Source organism: Arthrobacter sp. 01T414 (assembly GCF_056398965.1).
This window is the reverse complement of record NZ_JBFTQK010000002.1, coordinates 476,634-495,611: the sequence shown is the minus strand read 5'-3', so window position 1 is coordinate 495,611 and position 18,978 is coordinate 476,634. Positions and strand designations below refer to the sequence as shown.

At 68.0% G+C, this 18,978-nt stretch carries 19 protein-coding genes; 4 read left to right on the top strand and 15 right to left on the bottom strand.

Annotated elements, in window-relative coordinates; genetic code table 11:
• Nucleotides 1-35 precede the first annotated feature (35 nt).
• Nucleotides 36-1,202 carry a cytochrome P450 gene (locus tag AC1DK9_RS07745; protein ID WP_476915511.1) on the bottom strand — a complete coding sequence of 389 codons (1,167 nt, stop codon included), beginning with the start codon at nt 1,200-1,202 and terminating at the stop codon, nt 36-38.
• A gap of 165 nt (nt 1,203-1,367) precedes the next feature.
• Nucleotides 1,368-1,790, bottom strand: a complete 423-nt coding sequence (arfB, locus tag AC1DK9_RS07740) for an alternative ribosome rescue aminoacyl-tRNA hydrolase ArfB (RefSeq protein WP_476915510.1) — start codon at nt 1,788-1,790, stop codon at nt 1,368-1,370.
• A gap of 169 nt (nt 1,791-1,959) precedes the next feature.
• Between arfB and AC1DK9_RS07735 the strand changes: the two genes are divergently transcribed.
• Complete coding sequence (locus AC1DK9_RS07735) at nt 1,960-2,328, top strand: DUF7793 family protein (RefSeq protein WP_476860844.1); 369 nt, start codon at nt 1,960-1,962, stop codon at nt 2,326-2,328.
• Here AC1DK9_RS07735 and AC1DK9_RS07730 read toward each other — a convergent pair.
• The 5 genes from AC1DK9_RS07730 to arsB all read right to left on the bottom strand — a co-directional run bounded on the left by AC1DK9_RS07730 (nt 2,325) and on the right by arsB (nt 7,071).
• Entirely contained in the window at nt 2,325-3,575 is a 1,251-nt protein-coding gene (locus tag AC1DK9_RS07730; protein WP_476860843.1) for an MFS transporter, read from the bottom strand. The two genes, AC1DK9_RS07735 and AC1DK9_RS07730, sit on opposite strands and share 4 nt — an antisense overlap.
• Before the next feature lie 33 nt (nt 3,576-3,608).
• Nucleotides 3,609-4,031 carry an arsenate-mycothiol transferase ArsC gene (locus AC1DK9_RS07725; protein ID WP_476860842.1) on the bottom strand — a complete coding sequence of 141 codons (423 nt, stop codon included), beginning with the start codon at nt 4,029-4,031 and terminating at the stop codon, nt 3,609-3,611.
• A gap of 83 nt (nt 4,032-4,114) precedes the next feature.
• Nucleotides 4,115-5,503 carry an FAD-dependent oxidoreductase gene (locus tag AC1DK9_RS07720; protein WP_476860841.1) on the bottom strand — a complete coding sequence of 463 codons (1,389 nt, stop codon included), beginning with the start codon at nt 5,501-5,503 and terminating at the stop codon, nt 4,115-4,117.
• 29 nt (nt 5,504-5,532) lie between these two features.
• Nucleotides 5,533-5,955: an arsenate reductase ArsC gene (locus tag AC1DK9_RS07715; protein ID WP_476915509.1), complete on the bottom strand. Its 423-nt coding sequence runs from the start codon at nt 5,953-5,955 to the stop codon at nt 5,533-5,535.
• Nucleotides 5,956-5,979: 24 nt separating this feature from the next.
• Nucleotides 5,980-7,071 (bottom strand): ACR3 family arsenite efflux transporter, encoded by a 1,092-nt coding sequence (gene arsB / locus AC1DK9_RS07710; protein ID WP_476860965.1) that lies wholly within the window; start codon nt 7,069-7,071, stop codon nt 5,980-5,982.
• 127 nt (nt 7,072-7,198) lie between these two features.
• Here arsB and AC1DK9_RS07705 point away from each other — a divergent pair, with 127 nt between their 5' ends.
• From AC1DK9_RS07705 to AC1DK9_RS07695, 3 genes are all read left to right on the top strand, one after another.
• Nucleotides 7,199-7,549: an ArsR/SmtB family transcription factor gene (locus AC1DK9_RS07705; RefSeq protein WP_476860839.1), complete on the top strand. Its 351-nt coding sequence runs from the start codon at nt 7,199-7,201 to the stop codon at nt 7,547-7,549.
• Between the two features lie 35 nt (nt 7,550-7,584).
• On the top strand, nt 7,585-8,070 hold the full coding sequence (locus AC1DK9_RS07700; RefSeq protein WP_476915635.1) for an N-acetyltransferase family protein: 486 nt from the start codon (nt 7,585-7,587) through the stop codon (nt 8,068-8,070).
• 75 nt (nt 8,071-8,145) lie between these two features.
• On the top strand, nt 8,146-8,379 hold the full coding sequence (locus AC1DK9_RS07695; protein WP_476860838.1) for a hypothetical protein: 234 nt from the start codon (nt 8,146-8,148) through the stop codon (nt 8,377-8,379).
• Between the two features lie 32 nt (nt 8,380-8,411).
• Here AC1DK9_RS07695 and arsA read toward each other — a convergent pair whose 3' ends face one another.
• The 8 genes from arsA to AC1DK9_RS07655 form a co-directional block, all read right to left on the bottom strand.
• On the bottom strand, nt 8,412-10,184 hold the full coding sequence (arsA, locus tag AC1DK9_RS07690) for an arsenical pump-driving ATPase (protein ID WP_476915508.1): 1,773 nt from the start codon (nt 10,182-10,184) through the stop codon (nt 8,412-8,414).
• A gap of 43 nt (nt 10,185-10,227) precedes the next feature.
• Nucleotides 10,228-11,790 carry a long-chain-fatty-acid--CoA ligase gene (locus AC1DK9_RS07685; RefSeq protein ID WP_476915634.1) on the bottom strand — a complete coding sequence of 521 codons (1,563 nt, stop codon included), beginning with the start codon at nt 11,788-11,790 and terminating at the stop codon, nt 10,228-10,230.
• A 23-nt stretch (nt 11,791-11,813) separates the two neighbouring features.
• Nucleotides 11,814-13,010, bottom strand: a complete 1,197-nt coding sequence (locus tag AC1DK9_RS07680; protein WP_476860836.1) for an acetyl-CoA C-acetyltransferase — start codon at nt 13,008-13,010, stop codon at nt 11,814-11,816.
• A 46-nt stretch (nt 13,011-13,056) separates the two neighbouring features.
• Nucleotides 13,057-14,313 (bottom strand): acyl-CoA dehydrogenase family protein, encoded by a 1,257-nt coding sequence (locus AC1DK9_RS07675; protein WP_476860835.1) that lies wholly within the window; start codon nt 14,311-14,313, stop codon nt 13,057-13,059.
• A gap of 129 nt (nt 14,314-14,442) precedes the next feature.
• Nucleotides 14,443-15,150 (bottom strand): TetR family transcriptional regulator, encoded by a 708-nt coding sequence (locus AC1DK9_RS07670; protein WP_476915507.1) that lies wholly within the window; start codon nt 15,148-15,150, stop codon nt 14,443-14,445.
• A 153-nt stretch (nt 15,151-15,303) separates the two neighbouring features.
• The gene (locus AC1DK9_RS07665; RefSeq protein WP_476915506.1) at nt 15,304-17,043 is read right to left on the bottom strand and encodes a CocE/NonD family hydrolase; all 1,740 of its coding nucleotides are present in this window, start codon (nt 17,041-17,043) and stop codon (nt 15,304-15,306) included.
• Entirely contained in the window at nt 17,036-18,004 is a 969-nt protein-coding gene (locus AC1DK9_RS07660; protein ID WP_476915505.1) for an MBL fold metallo-hydrolase, read from the bottom strand. The genes AC1DK9_RS07665 and AC1DK9_RS07660 overlap by 8 nt, the downstream gene beginning before the upstream one ends.
• A complete protein-coding gene (locus AC1DK9_RS07655) occupies nt 18,001-18,978 on the bottom strand; it encodes an alpha/beta hydrolase (RefSeq protein ID WP_476915504.1) in 978 nt (325 codons plus the stop codon). The genes AC1DK9_RS07660 and AC1DK9_RS07655 overlap by 4 nt, the downstream gene beginning before the upstream one ends.

The window sequence follows — 18,978 nt, the reverse complement described above, 5'->3', positions numbered from 1 at the left end:
CGGTCCAAGCGGTGCGCACCGGCTCATCGCGACGTTCAGGCCGCCTGCCAGCTGGCCGGGAGCGCTTTCAGGCCATAGACGATGGTGCTTTCCATCCGTTCGAGGCGAGCTCCCGGATCCAGGGCGAGTCCGGGCAACCGGCTGAGGATGCCCTCCAGCACGATCCTGGCTTCCAGCCTTGCCAACGGGGCGCCGAGGCAGAAGTGGACGCCGTGGCCGAACGCAAGATGCCGGATCTGGCCGCGGTCGACGTCGAAGCGGGCGGCCTGCTGGAACTGCCGTTCGTCCCGGTTCGCGGAGCCGATCCACGCCACGAGCGGGGCGCCGGCCGGAATTTGAACATCGCCCAGAGTGGTTTCGGCGACGGCAATCCGGTACATCGACTGGACCGGAGACCGAAAGCGAAGGACCTCTTCTATGGCCTGGGGGAGCAGCGACGGTTCCCCGCGGAGGCGTTCGATGGTGCCGGGAACTTCGGCGAAGCAAAGAACAGCGTTGCCGATCAAGTTGGTGGTTGTTTCATTGCCGGCAACGAGCAGCAGGCTGCAGAAACCCAGCAGCTCGACCACGCTTAGCTTCTGCCCGTCGATCTCGGCAGAGAGCAGATTGCTGATCAAGTCGTTGCCGGGCCGGCTCCGACGCTGTTCGATCAGGTCCAGGAAGTACGCCGTCATCTCCCGGTTGGCTGCCTCATGATCCTCATTCAGCGCATTGGTCCGCGTCTGGCTGACGATCACGTCTGACCACTCCTTGAAGCGGTCGCGGTCCTCGGCGGGCACGCCCATCAGTTCCGAGATCACGATCACCGGCAGCGGGACGGCCAATGCCTGGATCAGGTCCGCTGTCCCGAGGTCCGCGATCTCCCCGAGGAGCTCGTCCGTGAGCTGTGAAATGCGGGGACCGAGCGCGTCTACGGCTTTCGGCGTGAAGGCTTGCGTCACCAGGGAACGCAATTGCCGGTGCCGGGGCGGGTCGGTGGTAATCAGGCTGGATTCGAAGAGGTGGCCGGACTCGGATGAGTCGTCGCTCCGCATCCGGGAGGAGAACGTGGCGTGTTCGGAGAGCACCCGCTGCACGTCCTCGTACCGGAAGACGTGCCAGCTGCCCGACTGCTCGTGGTGGAAGACTGGGGCGGTTTCCCGCATTCGTTCGTAGGAAGGAAAGGGATCCAGCGGATGCTCACTGGCCGGGGTGAAGTCCATGGCTGGCCTCTCTGCTCAGCCCGGCGAGCTAGCGTCCGGGCCCGGCCGCCGGGGTCCCGGGTCGATTGACCGGGGACCCTGATTTTATCCAATGCCCCCTCGTGGCGACAGGGGCCGAATGCGAATGGCCGGAGCCGCTGGTCCGCAAAAGGGCGGCCGGAGCCGCTACTCCGCGAACGGCCGTCGGCGCTGCTGTTTCGTCGCGGCCCGCCGTTCCTTCGCGGCAAGGCGCCTGCGGTTGGAGCCCCGGGTAGGTTTGGTCGGCCGGCGCGGCGCAGCCTCTGCCGTCAGGGCCTCGGCCACAAGCTCGGAGAGCTTGGCCAGGGCGCTCTCGCGATTGCGCAGCTGGGATCGCTGCTCCGAAGCGGTCACCGTGATCACCCCGCGGACCAGGCGTCGTCCCAGGCGTGCCACCAGCATCGCCCGCTGGCTGTCCGAAAGCGCGGCCGAGCCGCCGACACTCCACGAGAGTTCCACGCGGCTGTCCGAGGTGTTGACGTGCTGGCCGCCCGGCCCGGATGAGCGTGAGAACCGCCAGCGGAGTTCGGACGAGGGGATGGTGAGCGCGGGCGACACCTCGAGATCCATGCAACCAGCGTTGCACACTCTGGACGCGCGTTTTAGATCCCCGCACGCTGTGGTGCTCGATTCTGCTGGCGTTACCGCCGAGGTTTTGGTCGAGGCGGGGGCCGTTGGCTCCAAGATCCAGAGGATCTGGCCTCTCAAGGCGTATTGTGGGGCCCTGGGGGAGGGCGGCATGGAAGAAATCCTGATTGCAGACGGCAAGGGCCGGCTCGGTCTCAGCGGGCGGCTACTGCACCTGTCCTGGGCGCCCGGTTCGCAGGTCGGAATTGAGGACGCCATCGCGTCCATCGAGGTCATGCGCGGCCTCAGTGACGGCAGCGCGCTGCCCCTGCTGGTGGATATCTCCAGCGTGACCGTGAGCGCAGCGGCGAGGGGCGCTTACGAGCGTGCCCAGGCGGTATCGGCCGTTGCCCTGGTGGGATCGACGGTGGTGGACACCGTCGTGGCGGCAGCGCTGGGGCGCCATGACTTCTGCCCGCACGCCTATTTCACCTCCCGTGCGGAAGCCCTAAAGTGGCTGGACGGGATCTCCCCCGGTTAAGGGCGTGAGTCGCGCCGCTTCTTTCCTCGCGGCGGCGGTGCCGTGGATGAAAGGCCAAAGCTGTCGGACTTCCCAGCCCGTTGTGGCCGCAGGCTCATGCCGGCCGCAAGCACGGCCGCCGTGCCGGCGGCTGCTGCCATGGCGTAGCCCATGCCCGTGTACGTTCCCAGCCATACCGCCAGCAGCGTGCCCGCAGCCGGGGCGACGGCGGTCACGGCGGTCAGCGGTGCCGCAAAGACGCCCTGAAGGGTGCCTAAGCCGTGCGTTCCCCACCGTTCAGCGACGACGGTCGCCTGCAGAAGGGTCTGGCAGCCCCGGACGGCACCTGCGAGCATTCCCGCCGCAATCAGCACCGGCATCGGGCCGGGCAGGGCTGCCAGGAGGAGCACAGCGCAGGCCGCCGCAGCGGTGATGCTTGGCAGCCGGGCTCCGGGCGGGATGGCCGCGAACAGCAGCCGGCCGCCGACTTGCCCGGCGCCCACAAGCCCGAGGCCGAGGGCGGCCGTGGGGTAGTCGGCTCCCTTTTCAAGCAGCAGGGGAATGATGTTCAGCGTCACGGTGTAAAGACCAAACCCGAGGAGCACCATGAGGGTTTGCAGGCCGAGGAATTCCGGACTGCGCCGGACGGCCCGCAGCCGGGCGCGGTGGTCTGTCGCAGGGGTGCCGCGAGCGGGCGGCGCCCACTGACCGTTAAGGTAGCGGGCATGCAGTGGGACTGTGACCAGACCCAGGATCCCGGCGAGCACGAGGAAAGCGTCCCGCCAGCCGAACGCGGAGGCCAGGGCGGCGGTGACCGGGGCGAAGATGGTGGACGCGAAGCCGGCGGCGAGGGTCAGGATTGTCAGGGGCCGGATGCGGGCAGGGCCGTACCAGCGGGTGATCACGGTGAAGGCCGGCTGATAGAGGACCGCGGACTGCGCGGCCCCCGCCAAAAGCCACGCGGCAAAGAACACGGGCAGGGTTGGTGCCATCGCCACGATAACCAGTGCCAGCACTCCCAGCAGCGATCCGTTGATCATCAGTGTCCGCGGCCCGGTCCTGTCCAGGATCCTGCCCACGAAGATTCCGGCTGCAGCGGAGACCAGCAGCCCGGCGGAGAAGGCCCCGGTGACCAAAGCCGGGTCCCAGCCGGTGTCCTCGCTGATGGGCCGGACCGCGGCGACCAGCGCGTAGTAGAGCACGCCCCACCCTGTGGTTTGGGTAATGCACAGTGCGGCGAGACCGCCGCGCGGTGCACCCTCTGCCACCAGGGTCCTTGATGGCGCCGCGGCGGGCATGGCCTAGCTACCGGTGAGCTCCGCATACAGCTTCTGGATCCGGGACTTGATGTCGTCCCGGACCAGCCGCATGCGCTCCATGCCTTCGATGCCGCGTTCGGAGGGCTCATCCGTGTCCCAGACTTCAAGCCGCTTGCCCTCGGGGCCGTCCACTCTGGCCTCCTTGCCCAAGACGATCACGACGTCGACCTCGTCAAGGACTGCCTCAGTGATGGGTTTCGGGTGTTCGCCGCTGATGTCGATGCCGAGTTCCGCCAGAGACTCCACGGACTGGGGGTTCAGTGACGTGCCCGGGTTTGTCCCGGCTGAGTACACCGTGACGGAACCGTTCGCGAGCTGGTTCATCAGTCCGGCGGCGAGCTGTGATTTGCCGCCGTTCTTGCTGCAGACGAACAGGACGCCGGGCCTTTTCGTGGTCTGGATCATTGGTTTGATTCCTTCTTGCTGGAGCCGGAGCCGGTGTTGCTTAGCAGGGATGGGGACCTGGCTAGGTGACCAGGCGGAGGGGGTCAGTTTTCGCCGGAGCGGCCGTGGGCCAGACCGGTGGGGAAGCCGACCAGGACCGGTTCGGGCGTCCCGCAGCAACCGCCGGAGGTCTCCGCCACGAACCCCGCGGTCGCCGGCGTCGGGACGTCGCAGCTGGTGCCGATGTCCGAGGAGCAGACTCCGGTCTCGGGTAGTTCGAGCTGGACGGTGTCGGCGGCTTCCCGGTCCCCGGCCAGGGCCGCGGCGACGGAGCGGACCTGTTCGTAGCCGGTGGCCAGCAGGAAGGTGGGGGCCCGGCCGTAGGACTTCATCCCGACGATGTAGAAGTCCCGCTCCGGGTGGGCCAGCATCTTCGCGCCGTGCGGTTCCACGGTGCCGCAGGAGTGGAATTCGGGATCGATCAGCGGGCCCAGCTCCCGCGGTGCTTCGACGCCCGGGTCCAGTTCCAGCCGGAGTTCCCGGAGCATGTCCAGGTTTGGGCGGAACCCGGTAGCCGGGACCACGACGTCCGCCGTCAGGGTCCGGCCGTCGGTGGCGGTGAGGGTTACCGAACCGGCGTCGGCCGCGGTGAGTGCGGCGATCCCGAAGCCGGTGTGCAGTTCCACCGTGCCGTCCTCCACAAGGGCGCGCAGCCTGCTGCCGAGCTGGCCGCGGGCGGCGAGCCCGTCGGCGTCGCCGCCGCCGTAGACCTTGGCCGCCGAGGCTCCGCGGATCGCCCACACGATCTTCGTGCCGGGCACTTGGGCCGCAAGTTCGGAGAGGTTGATCAGCGTGTTGGCCGCGGAGTGGCCGGCGCCGATGACGACGGCGGTGCGCCCGGCGAAGGCTTCGCGGTCTCGGCCCAGGACGTCCGGCAGGGGAGAGGAGATGTGGGCCGCGGCGGCTGCTTCGCCGACGGCGGGCAGGCCGGAGGTGCCGAGGGGGTTGTGGGTGGACCAGGTTCCGGAGGCGTCAATGACGGCGGCGGCCTGGTAGTCGCGGACTTCGCCGTCGGCGTGCGCGACCCGGACCACGAACGGGGTCGTGTCGCGGTTCCGGCTGTGGGTCTTGTCCATGCCCTGCCTGGTGACGGCGATGACGCGGGCCCCGGTGTGCAGGCGGGACTCGATCTCGGGAAGCGATGCGAGTGGGCTGAGGTACCGGTCGATCAAGTCGCCGCCGGTGGGCAGCGCGGACGGCTCGGGTGATTCCCAGCCGGCCGCGGCGAGCAGTCGTGCCACGGCGGCGTCGGTGTTGTACTGCCAGGGCGAGAACAACCGGATGTGGCGCCACTGTTCGATCGCGGCGGCCGGGGCCGGGCCGGCCTCGAGGATCAACGGTTCCAGGCCGCGTTCGAGCAGGTGCGCCGCCGCGGCGAGGCCGATGGGCCCGGCTCCGATGACAGCTACGGGAAGGGTGTTGGTTGCAGCCATGGTGTCCTCTGTTTCGTTCGGCGGGGTGGTTACTTGTTCGCGGGGGTGAGGGAAGCGATGAGCTCCTCGATGCGGGACTTGATTTCGTCCCGGATGGGACGGACCGCGTCGACGCCCTGCCCGGCAGGGTCCTCGAGTTCCCAGTCCTCGTAGCGCTTGCCCGGGAAGATCGGGCAGGTGTCGCCGCAGCCCATGGTGATGACGACGTCCGATTCCTTGACGGCCTCGGTGGTGAGGACCTTGGGGATCTCCGCAGTCATGTCGATCCCGAGTTCGGCCATGGCCTCGACGGCGGCGGGGTTGACCTTATCCGCGGGCGCAGATCCCGCGGAGCGGACTTCGATGGCGCCCTTGGACAGGGTGGTGAGGAAGGCAGCGGCCATCTGGGAGCGGCCCGCGTTGTGGACGCAGACGAAGAGGACGGACGGCTTCTTGGCGGTTTCGGTGCTCATGGCGTTCTCCTGAGGTTTGTGGGGTTAGACGGAAAGGGTGCGGGAGGTGAAGTAGCATTTGCGGGCCCAGAGGGCCGCGTAGACCAGTGCAACTAGGACGGGGACTTCGATCAAGGGCCCGACGACGCCGGCCAGCGCCTGCCCGGAGGTGACGCCGAAGGTGCCGATCGCGACGGCGATGGCGAGTTCGAAGTTGTTGCCCGCCGCGGTGAAGGCCAGGGTGGTGGTTTTGGCGTAGCCCAGTCGCAGCCGCCGGCCAATCAGCATCCCGGCGCCGAAGACCACCAGGAAGTAAACCAGCAGCGGCAGGGCGATCCGGGCGACGTCCAGCGGGCGGGAAGTGATGGTGCCGCCCTGCAGGGCGAACAACAGGGTGATGGTGAACAGCAGGCCGTAGAGTGCCCAGGGGCCGAGTTTCGGAAGGAAGGTTCCCTCGTACCAGTCGCGGCCCTTGGCCCGTTCCCCGAGTGTGCGGGTGAGGAAGCCGGCCAGCAACGGGATCCCCAGGAACACCAGCACGGAGGCGGTAATGGCCCAGAAGGAGAAGCCGGCGCTGGTGGTGGGCAGGCCCAGGATGGAGGGCAGGAGCTGGAGGTAAAACCAGCCGAGGGCGCCGAACGCGATGACCTGGAAGACGGAGTTGATGGCCACCAGCACGGCCGCGGCCTCGCGGTCGCCGCAGGCAAGGTCGTTCCAGATCATCACCATGGCGATGCAGCGGGCCAGGCCCACAATAATCAGCCCGGTGCGGTACTCGGGCAGGTCCGGGATGAAGATCCACGCCAGGACGAACATGAACGCCGGGGCGAGGACCCAGTTCAGGACCAGGGAGGTGATCATGAGTTTGCGATCGCCGATCACGCGGTGTGCCTGGTCGTAGCGGACCTTGGCGAGCACCGGATACATCATCACCAGCAAGCCGACGGCGATCGGCAGGGAGACCTCGCCGATTTTGACGGCCTCAAGTGCGGTATTCAGGCCCGGGACGAAGCTGCCCAGCAGCAGGCCGAGAGCCATGGCCGCGATGATCCAGACGGGCAGGAACCGGTCCAGAGTGGAGAGTTTGCCGACGACGGCGGCCTCACCTTCGACGTCGGGCGACTGGTCGGTCTGGATGTTCACGGGACTCCTGTACTGCGCCGGCGCAGCCTGATTTGGACAGCTCGGCAAAAGATTGATGGTTATCGATATGAAGTATTGCCAACTATATCGATGGATGTCAATCCATGTGCATAATAGACACATGAATTCTCTGCAGACCCTTGAGCCGGCCGTCGACGAGGCCTGCTGCGTACCGTCCGACCAGGCCGTCCTGAGCGCAGAGGATGCCCAGCGCAAGGCCCTGGTGTTCAAGGCCCTGGCCGACCCTAACCGGCTACGGCTCCTCTCCATCGTCAAGGGTTCCGGGGGCGGGGAAGCCTGCGTCTGCGACCTTACCGAACCGCTGGACCTGGGCCAGCCCACCGTGTCGCACCACCTTAAAATCCTGGTCGACGCCGGCTTGCTGCACCGTGAAAAGCGCGGGACTTGGGCCTACTACTCACTGGTGCCCGGCGCGATCGAGCAGACTGCCGGGCTCCTGGCGACACTGTGAGCCGGGGAACCGCGGCGGGTGTCGCCGTCCGGCCGATGCGGGAGACGGACTGGCCGGCGGTGCACAGAATTTACAGCGAGGGTATCGCCACCGGGCAGGCGACGTTCGAGTCCGAGGCGCCGGACTGGCACCGGTTCGACGCCTCGCGGCTGGCCTCGCACCGCCTGGTGGCGGAGACGCCCGACGCCGGGATTCTCGGCTGGGCTGCGGTTTCCGCCGTGTCCGCCCGGCCGGTTTACGCGGGCGTCGTGGAACACTCCATCTACGTCTCCGCAGCCGCGCGCGGCCGGGGGATCGGATCCGTCCTCCTCCGGTCCCTGATCGCCTCGACGGAACGGGACGGCATCTGGACCATCCAGGCGAGCGTGTTCCCGGAGAACGAGCGGAGCCTGGGACTCCACCTCGCCCACGGGTTCAGGGCGGTCGGCCGGCGGGAAAAGATTGGCCGGATGGCCCACGGCCCTGCCGCAGGCCAATGGCGGGACACCGTGCTGATCGAACGGCGAACCCAGGTCCTTTAGTTCTGGTGCCGTGCACGTGCCCGCGGGGAAACTGGTCCCAAGGACCGGCAACAGCCTCGCGAACAAAGGACACCCATGACCATGGAAGAGCCCACCGCCCAGGACAGGCTGCGCGCCGTGCTGGAAAACGTCAGGACAGCCACGGCAAACACACGCCAGGCGATGGACGCGCCGGGCGACGAGAATTGGGTTCAGGACGGCGAGTCGGATGCCGAATACCTGCGGTCCCTCCAGCGCGACACGATCGCCAGGCTGGACGCCACGGCCCGGGATATCGAGGCGCTGCTGGACCGGGGCCGGCTCGACTAGCCGGGCCGCGGAGCCGGCGGGGCGAGTCTCTCTCAGGCCGGCTCCGAGCTGGGAGTGGTCAGCGCGGACAGTCTTTCTTCTCCAACGGGTTCCTCGGCCAGCAGCGGAATCAGGGCTACCCGGCCCGTCAGGGTGTGCACTTTCGTGATCTGTTCGAATTCGCTCGCGGCGCGGGCCCGCAGGAACGGCGTCCGCGGATGCGCGGCTGCGATCGAGTTGTTGATCACCCAGGCCCACGGATGGATGCCGGCTCTTTCCAGGTCGGACTGCAGTTCCTGTGCTTCGAGCACCGGTGTTGGTTCGGCAAGGGTGACAAGTACGACCTTGGTCTGGGCTGGATCCTGTAGTCGCATGAGCGGCGTCACGAACCCCATGGTGTCACCGACCTGGCGGGCGATCTCGCGGTGGTAGGAACCGGTTGCATCCAGGAGAAGCAGCGTGTGCCCGGTGGGGGCGGTGTCGATCACCACGAAGTGCCGGCGCGACTCCTGAACCACCCTGGAGAACTGCCGGAACACGGCTACCTCATCGGTGCACGGGGACAACAGGTCTTCGGCCAGCGCCGCACGTCCTTCTTCGTCCAAGTTCCGGCCCTTGGTTTCCATCACGTGGCTGCGGTATTCCTGGATGGCCGCCTCCGGATCGATCCGCGAAACCGTCAGGCCCGTGATGGAACCGTTGAGCGTCTCGGTGAGGTGAGCGGCCGGATCGGTCGTCGTGAGGTGAACCGCATGACCCCGGTTCGCCAGCGCGACTGCGATAGCGGCCGCGACGGTGGTCTTCCCGACCCCGCCCTTGCCCATGCACAGCACGAGACCATGGCCGTCGGCTTCCATCTCGTCCACCAGGGCGGCCAGCGGAGCGTGGCTGACCTCGGGGGCCGGGGCCGCGTCTGCCGCGTCTGCCGTGGAGCTGGCGCCGGAAGCGGTCACGAACAGGGACTTCAGGGCCGGAATGCCGACCATGTTGCCCGAATTCAATTCCAGGACATCGCGTGGCAGCCCGGCGACCAACTCGGGAATGGAGGCGAGGGCAGCAGACTCGCGGGTCCTCAGCGCCCGCGCCAGTTCCTCCGTGCCGGCTGAATCCGGGAGCACGCCGTTGACGACGACGTAACCGCCGCCGATCCCGATCTGCTCGAGTTCGCGGTACGTCCGCTCGATCTCGCTCAGTGCCGACTTCTGTGCCCGGGTGACCAGGACAAGCCGAGTCCTCGCCGGATCGGTAAGGGCACGGACCGCCGCGGCATATACCTCTTTGTGCTTCTCGAGTCCCGAGAGCGGCCCCAAGCAGGAGGGGTCGCCCTTGCCGGCGGCCAGGAAATCGGTCCACGAGCCGGGCAGTTGCAGCAGCCGCAGCGTGTGGCCTGTCGGGGCAGTGTCGAAGAGGATGTGGTCGTACTCGCCGTATGCATCGTCGTCGGCGAGCAGGTTGGTGAACTCGTCGAAAGAGGCAATCTCCGTTGTGCAGGAGCCTGAGAGGCTCTCGGCGATGCCTACCAGTTCGGTCTCCGGGAGGAGACCCCTTACGGGGGCGAGGATCCGTTCCCGGTAGGCCTCGACGGCTTGCTCAGGGTCAATTTCCAGGGCGGAGAGCCCCGGTGCCCCCGGGATGGGCGTGAGGGTGTTCCCGATGCTGACCCCGAAGACCTGCCCGACGTTGGAGGCGGGGTCTGTGCTGACCAGCAAGACCCTTCTGCCCTTACCCGCGAGGGTGAGCGCCGCCGCGCAGGCTATGGACGTCTTTCCCACCCCGCCCTTGCCGGTGAAGAAGAGGAACCGCGGGGCGTTCTCGAGAAATTTCACGTGGCCAGTTTATCGACGGGCGTCAATCCCCATGCTGTTCCTCCTACGTCCCGTTGGATCCGCCGGCCAGGCTTCGCTTGAGGATTTTCCCGCTCGGGCCGAGAGGGAGCTCCGTGAGCAGCCTGATGACGCGAGGATACTTGTACGCGGCCAGCTGGGCGCTGGCGAAGTCGATCAGCTCCTTCTCGGAGACGGTGGCGCCGGCGTCGAGCACGATTGCGGCCGCGACTTCCTGGCCGTGGACGTCGTGCGGGATCCCATAGACGGCGGCGCTGACCACCTCCGGGTGGGTGAGCAGGATTTCCTCCACCTCGCGGGGGTAGACGTTGTAGCCGTTCCGGATGATCATGTCCTTCTTGCGGTCCACAATGGTGAGGTATCCGTCGTCGTCCTTGGTGCCAAGGTCCCCGGTGCGGAACCAGCCGTCGACGATCGCCTCCTCCGTGGCCTCCGGCCGGTTGAGGTAGCCCTTCATCAGCAGGTGTCCGCGGACGACGAGCTCGCCCAGCTCGCCCGTGGGCAGCAGTTCGATGCTGTCGACCGTCTCGGCCCGCGCAATTTCAATGTCGACGCCCCAAATGGCCGTCCCGATGGTGCCGGGCCGGGGCTGGGTGCCCACATGGTTGAACGCGGCGACCGGAGAGGTCTCGGTCAGGCCATAGCCTTCGTGGATCTCCACCCCGAAGACGTCGCGGAACCGGTCCATCACCGCAAGCGGCAGCGATGCCCCGCCGGAGATGCCGTAGCGGAGGCCGGTCGGACGGACGGCAACGGTCTTCGCCGCTTCGATGAGCGCCACATACATGGTCGGCACGCCGAGGAAGATGTTGACGTTGTGCCGGGCCATCAGCTGGAGGGCATCTTCGCCGTTGAAGCGCGGCATCATCACGATTGTGGCCCCCGCCCGCAGGCCGGCGTTGAGCACCACGGTCTGGCCGAAGGTGTGGAAGAGCGGCAGGCCGCCGAAGAGAACGTCGCCGGGCTTAAAGTCCATGACCGAGGTCAAGATGACGGAGGTCTGTTCCACCAGGGCGAAGTGCGTGCCTAGGGCGCCCTTGGGCTTGCCTGTGGTGCCGGAGGTGTACAGGATCGTGGCGGTGTCCGAGGGCCGGCATGGCTCGTAGCTGCGGATGGGCTCGGCCGCGGCCGCCTCCGACTCGAGCCGGGGCAGATCGCCGTCCTCGGGTGCCATGACCGTCAGGACATTGACGCCGGCGCTGACGGCGCCGGCGGCGCCTTCCTTCAGCAGCGGTGCGGCGCAGATCAACATCCTGGCGCCGCTGTCCTGGAGGACGTATTCGATTTCGCGTGCCTTGAGCAGGGCGTGCACCGGAACCACGATGGCTCCCAGCGAGAGGACGGCGTAGTAGACGCGGGCGAAGTCCGGGACGTTGGGGATCAGGACGGCGACGGCGTCGCCGGGCCCGATGCCGCGGGCCCGCAGCGCCCCGGCGTAGGCACGCGTCCCGCGCCACAGTTCGCCGTAGCTGGTCTCGTCCTCACCGACGATGAGGGCGATGCTGTTCGGTGTCCGCCGGGCGGATTCGGCCAGGATGGCGGCGACGGAGATTGTTCCGAAGCCGTCTGCGGTGCTGTTGTTGGTCATGGCCTGCTTCTTCGTAGGGGTGCTCATGCTTTGAGGATCAGTGCGTCGCCCTGGCCGCCGCCGCCGCAAAGGGCGACGACGCCGGTGCCTCCACCGCGGCGCTTCAGTGCCAGTGCCTGGTGCAGCACCAGGCGCGCACCGGAAGCTCCCACCGGATGACCGAGGGCGATGGCGCCGCCTTCGGCGTTGACGGCTTCGGCCTCGATGCCCAGGTCGTTGGCCGACTGGATGAGCACGGAGGCGAAGGCTTCGTTGATTTCGACGAGGTCGAGGTCCTCGACAGAGAGTCCCTCGCCCTTGAGGGCGCGTTCAATGGCCCGTGCCGGCTGCGAATGCAGGGAGCCGTCCGGCCCGGCGGTCTGGCCGTGGGCGCCAATTTCGGCAATCCATTCCAGTCCCGCTGCCTCGGCTGCGGCCTTGCTGGCGATCACCAGCGCCGCGGCACCGTCGGAGAGCGGGGAGGAGGACCCGGCCGTGATGGTGGCCGCTTCGTCCTTCGAGAAGGCGGGCCGCAACTGGGCGAGCGATTCCGCGGTGGTCTCCGGCCGGATGCCCTCGTCGTGTTCGAGCGTGAGCGCCGGGCCCTTGCGCTGCGGAACCTCGATCGGGGCGATCTCCTCGGCGAGTACGCCTTCAGCGCGTGCTGCCGCGGCGCGCTGGTGGGAGCGGGCCGCGACCTCGTCCTGCTCGGCGCGCGCGATGCCCCGCTCGGCGTTGCCGGCGTCCGTTGCGGTGCCCATGAGCTGCCCGCTCACCGGATCCTGCAGGCCGTCGTGGTTCAGCGAATCGAGCATCGGCGCATCGCCGATGACGACGCCGGCGCGCAGGCCGGGCACAAGGTGGGGCGCGTTGGTCATTGATTCCTGGCCGGCGGCGACGATGAAGTCGGCTTCGCCCGCACGGATCATCCGGGCGGCGTCGATCACGGCGGTGAGCCCGGAGAGGCAGAGCTTGTTGATCGTTACGGTGGGAACGTCCCAGCCGATGCCGGCGGCCAGGCTGGCCTGCCGCGCCGGACCCTGGCCCGCTCCGGCCTGGATGACCTGCCCGACAATGACGGCGCCGACCTGCTCGGGAGCGACGCCGGTCCGGTCCAGCGCGGCGCGGATGGCGTGCGCGCCGAGCTCGCTGGACGAGAAGGCGGTCAGGCCGCCGCGGAAGCGGCCGAAGGGTGTCCGGGCGCCGCCGAGGATGACGGGGATGTTGGCGTTCTGGTTCATGAGAATCCTTTCGGGGTGGCGGGCGCGGTGCGGATCAGGCGGGGGCTCAGGCGAAGGCGGAGGTTCCGGTGATGCCGCGCCCGATGATGAGGGCCTGCATGGTCTCGGTGCCCTCGTAGGTGTGGATGGCCTCGATGTCGGCGAGGTGCCGGGCGACGCGGTTGGCCAGCAGGATGCCGTTGCCGCCGAGCAGGTCCCTGGCATTGGAGGCGATGCCGCGGGCCGTCCGGGTGCAGGTGTACTTGACCAGCGAGGCCTGCTCGGGAGTGAGCAGCCCTTCTTCGTCGAGGCGGGTCATCTGGACGACCATCAGCTGCATGGTGGCCAGCTCGCTGAGCATCCGGGCCAGTCGTTCCTGCACAATCTGGGAAGCTGCCAGCGGCCGGCCGAACTGCACCCGCTGCTTGGCGTACTGGACGGCGGTTTCGTAGCAGGCGGTGGCATGCCCGACGGCGGACCAGGCGACGCCCAGCCGGGTCGCCAGCAGCACGCGCGCGGTGTCCTTGAAGGTCCGGGCGCCTGGCAGGACGTTCTCTTGCGGGACGAAGACGTTCTCGAGCCGGATGTGCGCCTGCCAGATGGCGCGCAAGGCCAGCTTGCCCTCGATCTTGGTCGCGGAGTAGCCGGGGGAGTCCTGCGGAACCAGGTAGCCGTGCACCTGGCCGTCCTCGCCGCGGGCCCACACCACGCTGACGCCGCCGACGGAGCCGTTGCCGATCCACTTCTTTTCGCCGTTGAGCAGGAAACCGCCGTCCGTGGCGGTGGCCGTGGACTCCAGGGCCACGGAGTCCGATCCGTGGGTCGGTTCCGTCAGGGCAAACGCGGCGTATTCCGTGCCGGCGGCGATCGCCGGCAGCCAGCGGTCCTTCTGCTCCGCGGACCCGCACTCCGCGACGGAGCGCAGGGCGAGGCCGCCCTGCACGGCGATCATGGTGGCCACGGAGCCGTCGCCCCTGCTGATTTCCATGTTCACCAGGCCGGCGGCCATGCTGCTCATCGCGGGGTACCCGTCGACCTCGACGCCGTCCCGCAGCAAATCGAGTTCGCCGAGGCGCCGGAGCAGGTGCAGTGGATACTCGGCGCGCTCCCAGTAACCGTCTATGACGGGAAGGACCTCGTCCTGGACGAAGCTGCGGGCACGATCCCAGTAGCTTCGGTCCTCGTCGCTGAGGCTGGTGAAGACGGCGGCGGGGTCCGTGCCCAGGGCCTCGGTCAGCACGTAATCGGGTTCTACGGTTCCGAGCGGAAAGTTGTCCGCGGTCGCTGTGGCGGTAAGCCCGGAGCCGGGCGACGTCGTCGTCATGTGTAGTCCTCTGTCTGCGGTGCGGGGTCTGATCGCCCGCGGAGTGTGGCTCGCGCCACATCGACTAAGGATGCAATGAAACGGAGTCCCACGTCAAGAAACTCAGTGTCACGACGCTCGATCCCTGGCTTAGGGGAGGGCATCCCGGACGGCCTGGGCAATTGCGTCCTTGTCTGCGCCCGCCGCGAGGACAGTCACGACGACGGCGGTGGACTCGGGCGCGCGGCCCGAGCCCAGCAGCGCCGGACGGAAGATCTCCGAGAGGGCGTGCAGTTCGTTAGAGAGCGCCGTTGAGCGGTCCCGGGCAGCCTTCTCCGCTTCCGGGGCCCCGGCCGCCGTGCGGAGCCACCGCCGGAGGAAGGCGTTGTGCACGGCCACCACGGCCGCGGCGAAGGAGACGGCCTTGTATTCGCGGTGTTCGGCGTCGGGCAGGGTGTCCAGGAGGTGCTGGAGGAACGCCCTCTCATACCGGTGCGAGGTGACCAGCTCCCGGTCCCGGAGTGCGGGAACCGCCTGCATTAGCTCATAGCGCGCCCGGGACGTTTCCCTGTTCCGCAGGTGGTGGTTGAAGACCAGCAGGGCCGCTTCGCAGATCGCCGCGAGTGGTTCCTGCATCGTTTCCGCCAGGCTGTCGGTGACCTGCCGCAGGATCCGCTCGTGGTCGGCGAAGACGACGTCCTCCTTGGAACCGAACTTCCGAAAGAAGGTGCTGCGGCTCATCCCCGCCGCGTCCGCAAGGTCGTCGACAGACGTTGCGTCGAAGCCGTGCCTCGCCAACAGGCCGATAGCGGCGGCAGCGGGCGCATCGGCATGATGGCTTGGCGGTTGCGAGGTCATGGGCCGAAATTTAGCACAGCGGGGCCGGTGCCTTCTGCCGGACCGTGCGCTCCAGCCCAGTTACCAGGTCCGACACGCGCAGCCGGCCGGTGTGTCCCCGGCACAGAAGCGGATTCGAGGGAGGTAACTGGGCAGGAGCGCAGCCCTTTCAGCTCACTCCGCCGTGTCCTGGAGCGACGACTGCGTGGTGAAGGGCAGCACCAGCCGGGAGGGGTGGGCCGCGTCGCGGTAGATCTTGTGGGTGACGGGGCGGCCTACCGGCAGGTGGAAGGCGTCCGGCGGCAGCAGTGCGTTGTGCTCGTCGGCCAGCGGCTCGTCATTGGACAGCTCAACCGTCAAGGTGTGGCCCTGCTTGAAGGTGTTCGCGAACGGGTAGAGCCGCAGGACATACTCCTCGATCACGCCGGGTTCCACCGGCACCGATCGGGTGTGCGGGTGGACCGGGCTGCCTTCGGTGCTGCGTTCATCGAGTTCGCGGTGCGAGGCCTTGAGGTAGCCGCTGGTGATGAGCTGCCGTTTGCCGTTGGGGGCGTAGTCCCACAGGCGCAGGATGAAATTGGTGTCCGGCTGGTCGATCTCGGCGAAGATGTGGGCGGCGCCCGAGCCGATCATTTCCGTGTCTTCCTCGAAGGCCGGGGTGGACCAGCTGATGATTTCCACCTTGTCGGTCACCGTCAGCGGCGCCTGGTAGAAGCCGTCCGGGGCCGCATATTCGGCGCCCATGAGCTCCGGCTCGGTCGAGAGCTTGCGCCGCGGCCGCAGGTAGAGGGACTTGTAGTCTGTGTCCTTCGGCGGCCATGCCTCCGCGGTCACGAGCTCGCGGGAGCCCTCGACGAAGACGCTGACAGCAGGCTCGTCCATCACGCCGTTGTCGATGCCCTTGATCCAGTAGTCGTACCAGCGGAACATCTTGTCGTGTTCCTCGATGAACGGACGCGACTGCATCGGCGGGTACGGACCGATGTCCAGCTTCTTGGGGCCCTTCAGGGCGTTGAACAGCTCGATCGTGCCGTCCATGGTCCAGCCACGGCCCTGATCGATCTGCAGCCAGACCGGGATCTCGATGTTCGGCGCGAGCGTGATCGGGTTGCGCTCCTCGTACCAGTCGCCGTCGAGGTCGTTCATCACGATGTCGAACCAGGCTTCGTGGTTCTTCGGGTAGTGCAGGACGTGGACCAGGTTCGGCCAGGCGGCGACGTCGGGATCCTCCAGGCGCTTGGCGACGAGTTCCTTGAGGTCCGCGGGTGAGTGCTTCTCGATCATGCGGGACTTGACGCCGTCGGTGAACGCCCAGCCGGAGTCGCCGCCGCGGCCCTCCCGCGCGGCCCGCGGCATGAACCACATGATGCCGCCGTGGTACGTGGTCTCGTAGAAGTCGTAGTGTCCGCCGGAGACGAAGATCGCCTTCAGGTGCGGCGGCCGTTCGGCGGCAGCCAGCACCTGCATGGACCCGAAGTAGGAGATGCCGACCATGCCGACGTTGCCGTCGCACCACGGCTGTTCGGCGACCCACTCGATGAAGTCGTAGGCGTCCTGGCCCAGGGACACACCACCGGCGTTGTAGTTGCCGATGTGCTCGCCGCCGGAATGACCGGAGCCGCGCAGGTCGCCGATGACGTGGACGTAGTCTTCCTTGACGATCCGGGCGATGTCGCCGGCCTCGATGCAGCCGTCCCACATCGGGCTGGGGCGCCGCTGCGGCGGCGTGGCCAGCGCGAGCGCCTGCAACTCCTTGCCGTACGGGCTCAGGGCCACGAGTGCGGGCCGCGGCTTGTCCTCGGGGCCCTGGTAGGCGTCGGCGGCAAGCTCGACGCCGTCGCGCATCGGGACCCGGAGGTCCTTGCGGACGGCGATCTTCTCGCCGCCTGCGTCCAGTATCTGGAAGTCATTCACGAGTGCTGATCTCCTCATCGTGGGTCGTGGGGTCCAGCGCGGTGCTGTAGCCGTGGAGCGTGGTGAAGAACGGGGACGGCTCCAGCGTGGGGTCCCCGGTGTAGCCAAGGTCCTCGGCAGCGCGGGTGAAGGGCGAATAGGGCGAGCCGGAGTCCTGCAGCCCGTCGGCCAGGCAGCCGCAGGCCGCCTCATTGACGCGTGCCTCGACGTCGAGGCTCCCCTGAAGCGCCTCCGCGGCCTCTGCGGCGTCGAGCTTCACGCCGTACGGTGTGCCGTCGGCGCGTCGGTACGGGTGGCCCAGGTAGAGGTGCTTGGGACGGATTTCATCGCGCAGGTAACGCAGGCTCGCACGGTAGGCGGCCGGGTCCACAAAGCCGGGGAAGCCGTTGGCGGCGCCGTGGACCTGGACGGCGTCGCCGACGAACACGTCGTTTTGGCCGTCGACGACGTACGCCACCGAACCCGGGGTGTGGCCCGGGATCGAGTGGACCGACACGGTGACGTTTCCGCCGAGGGAGAGGGTCTCGCCGCCGCGCACCAGCACGTCCGGTTCCATCTCGCCTGAGATGACGGCGTTCGTGGCGGCTGTCAGCTTGGCCTCGCCGTCCGGGTCATGCAGGTACTGCCCGCGACCGGCAAGGTATTCGTCCACATGGGCGCGGCGGGAGCGCAGCATGGGGGCGTCGGCCTCGTGGATGACCACCTGGGCTCGCCGTCCGGTGAGCTCCCACAAGGCATGGGCGCCGCCGAGGTGGTCGATGTGGCCGTGGGTCAGCAGGATCCAGCGGACGTCCTCGATTCGGCGGCCGATCGCCGCCAGGGCCGGCACCATGCCCTCGGCGGGCGAGGACGCGATGCCCGTATCCACGATCGCGGGCTCCGGGGCATCGATGAAGAAACTGTAGAGGCCGAACCGCCCCCACGGGGAGAACAAGGGGTGGACGGCGACCGGTTCAGTCATTGCGCCCCACTCCTCTGTGCCCGCGCCAGGCCTGGGTGCCCGTTGGGCCCCGCGCTCCCGCCCAGGAAGGCGGCGGTTTCTTCGATGGCCCCATAGAACTCCGGAATCCAGGAGAAATTGGCGACGAAGCCGTGGTTGGCGCCCGCATAGCGGCTGACCGAGGCTTCCACTCCGGCTTCCCTGAGCCGCCGGCCGTAAAGTTCGCCCTCGTCCCGCAGCGGGTCGTACTCGGCGGTGATGACCAGGGCCGGCGGCAGGCCGGAGAGGTCCCGGCGCTTGATGGGGGAGACGAGGGGGTCCTCCGGATCGGCTCCGCTTTCAAGGTAGAAGGAGTTGAACGGCAGCAGCCCGGCCGTCTCGAGTCCGTACCCTTCGGCGTTCTCCCGCAGCGAGGCGTAGCGTTCGACGTCGAAGTCCAGGTCCAGCGAGGGGTAGTAGAGGATCTGGTGGGTGATCCGCTCGAATCCGTCATCGTGGGCCTTCGCTGCGACCGCGGCGACGAAGTTGCCGCCCGAGCTGTCGCCGGCGATGGCGAGGTTCTTGCCGTCCCACTTCAGGCCGGCGCCTTGTCCGGCCGCCCAGCGCACCACGCCGTAGCAGTCGTCCAGCCCGGCAGGGAAGGCGGCCTCTGGGGCGAGGCGGTAGCCCACCGAGATGACCTTGTAGCCGGTTTCCTTGGCCAGGGAGCGCGCCACATGGTCGTGGGTGTCCAGGCTGCCGAGGAAGAACGCGCCGCCGTGGCAATACACCAGGAGGCCGTAGCTGTCGGCCTCGGCGGGGGTATAGATCCGCACCGGCACTTCGCCAAATGGGGTCACAGCCGTGGCGTCCTCGACGGCGTGGAGCGGGAGACGCTCCTCCGGCGGCGCGACCTGCGCGGCCTCCCCGGCGCGCATGGCGCCAGGGTCCAGGGGAGAACCATCGGGTGCAGGCAGGGTGGCCAGGACCTTGGCGATTTCTGGATGGATTGCCAT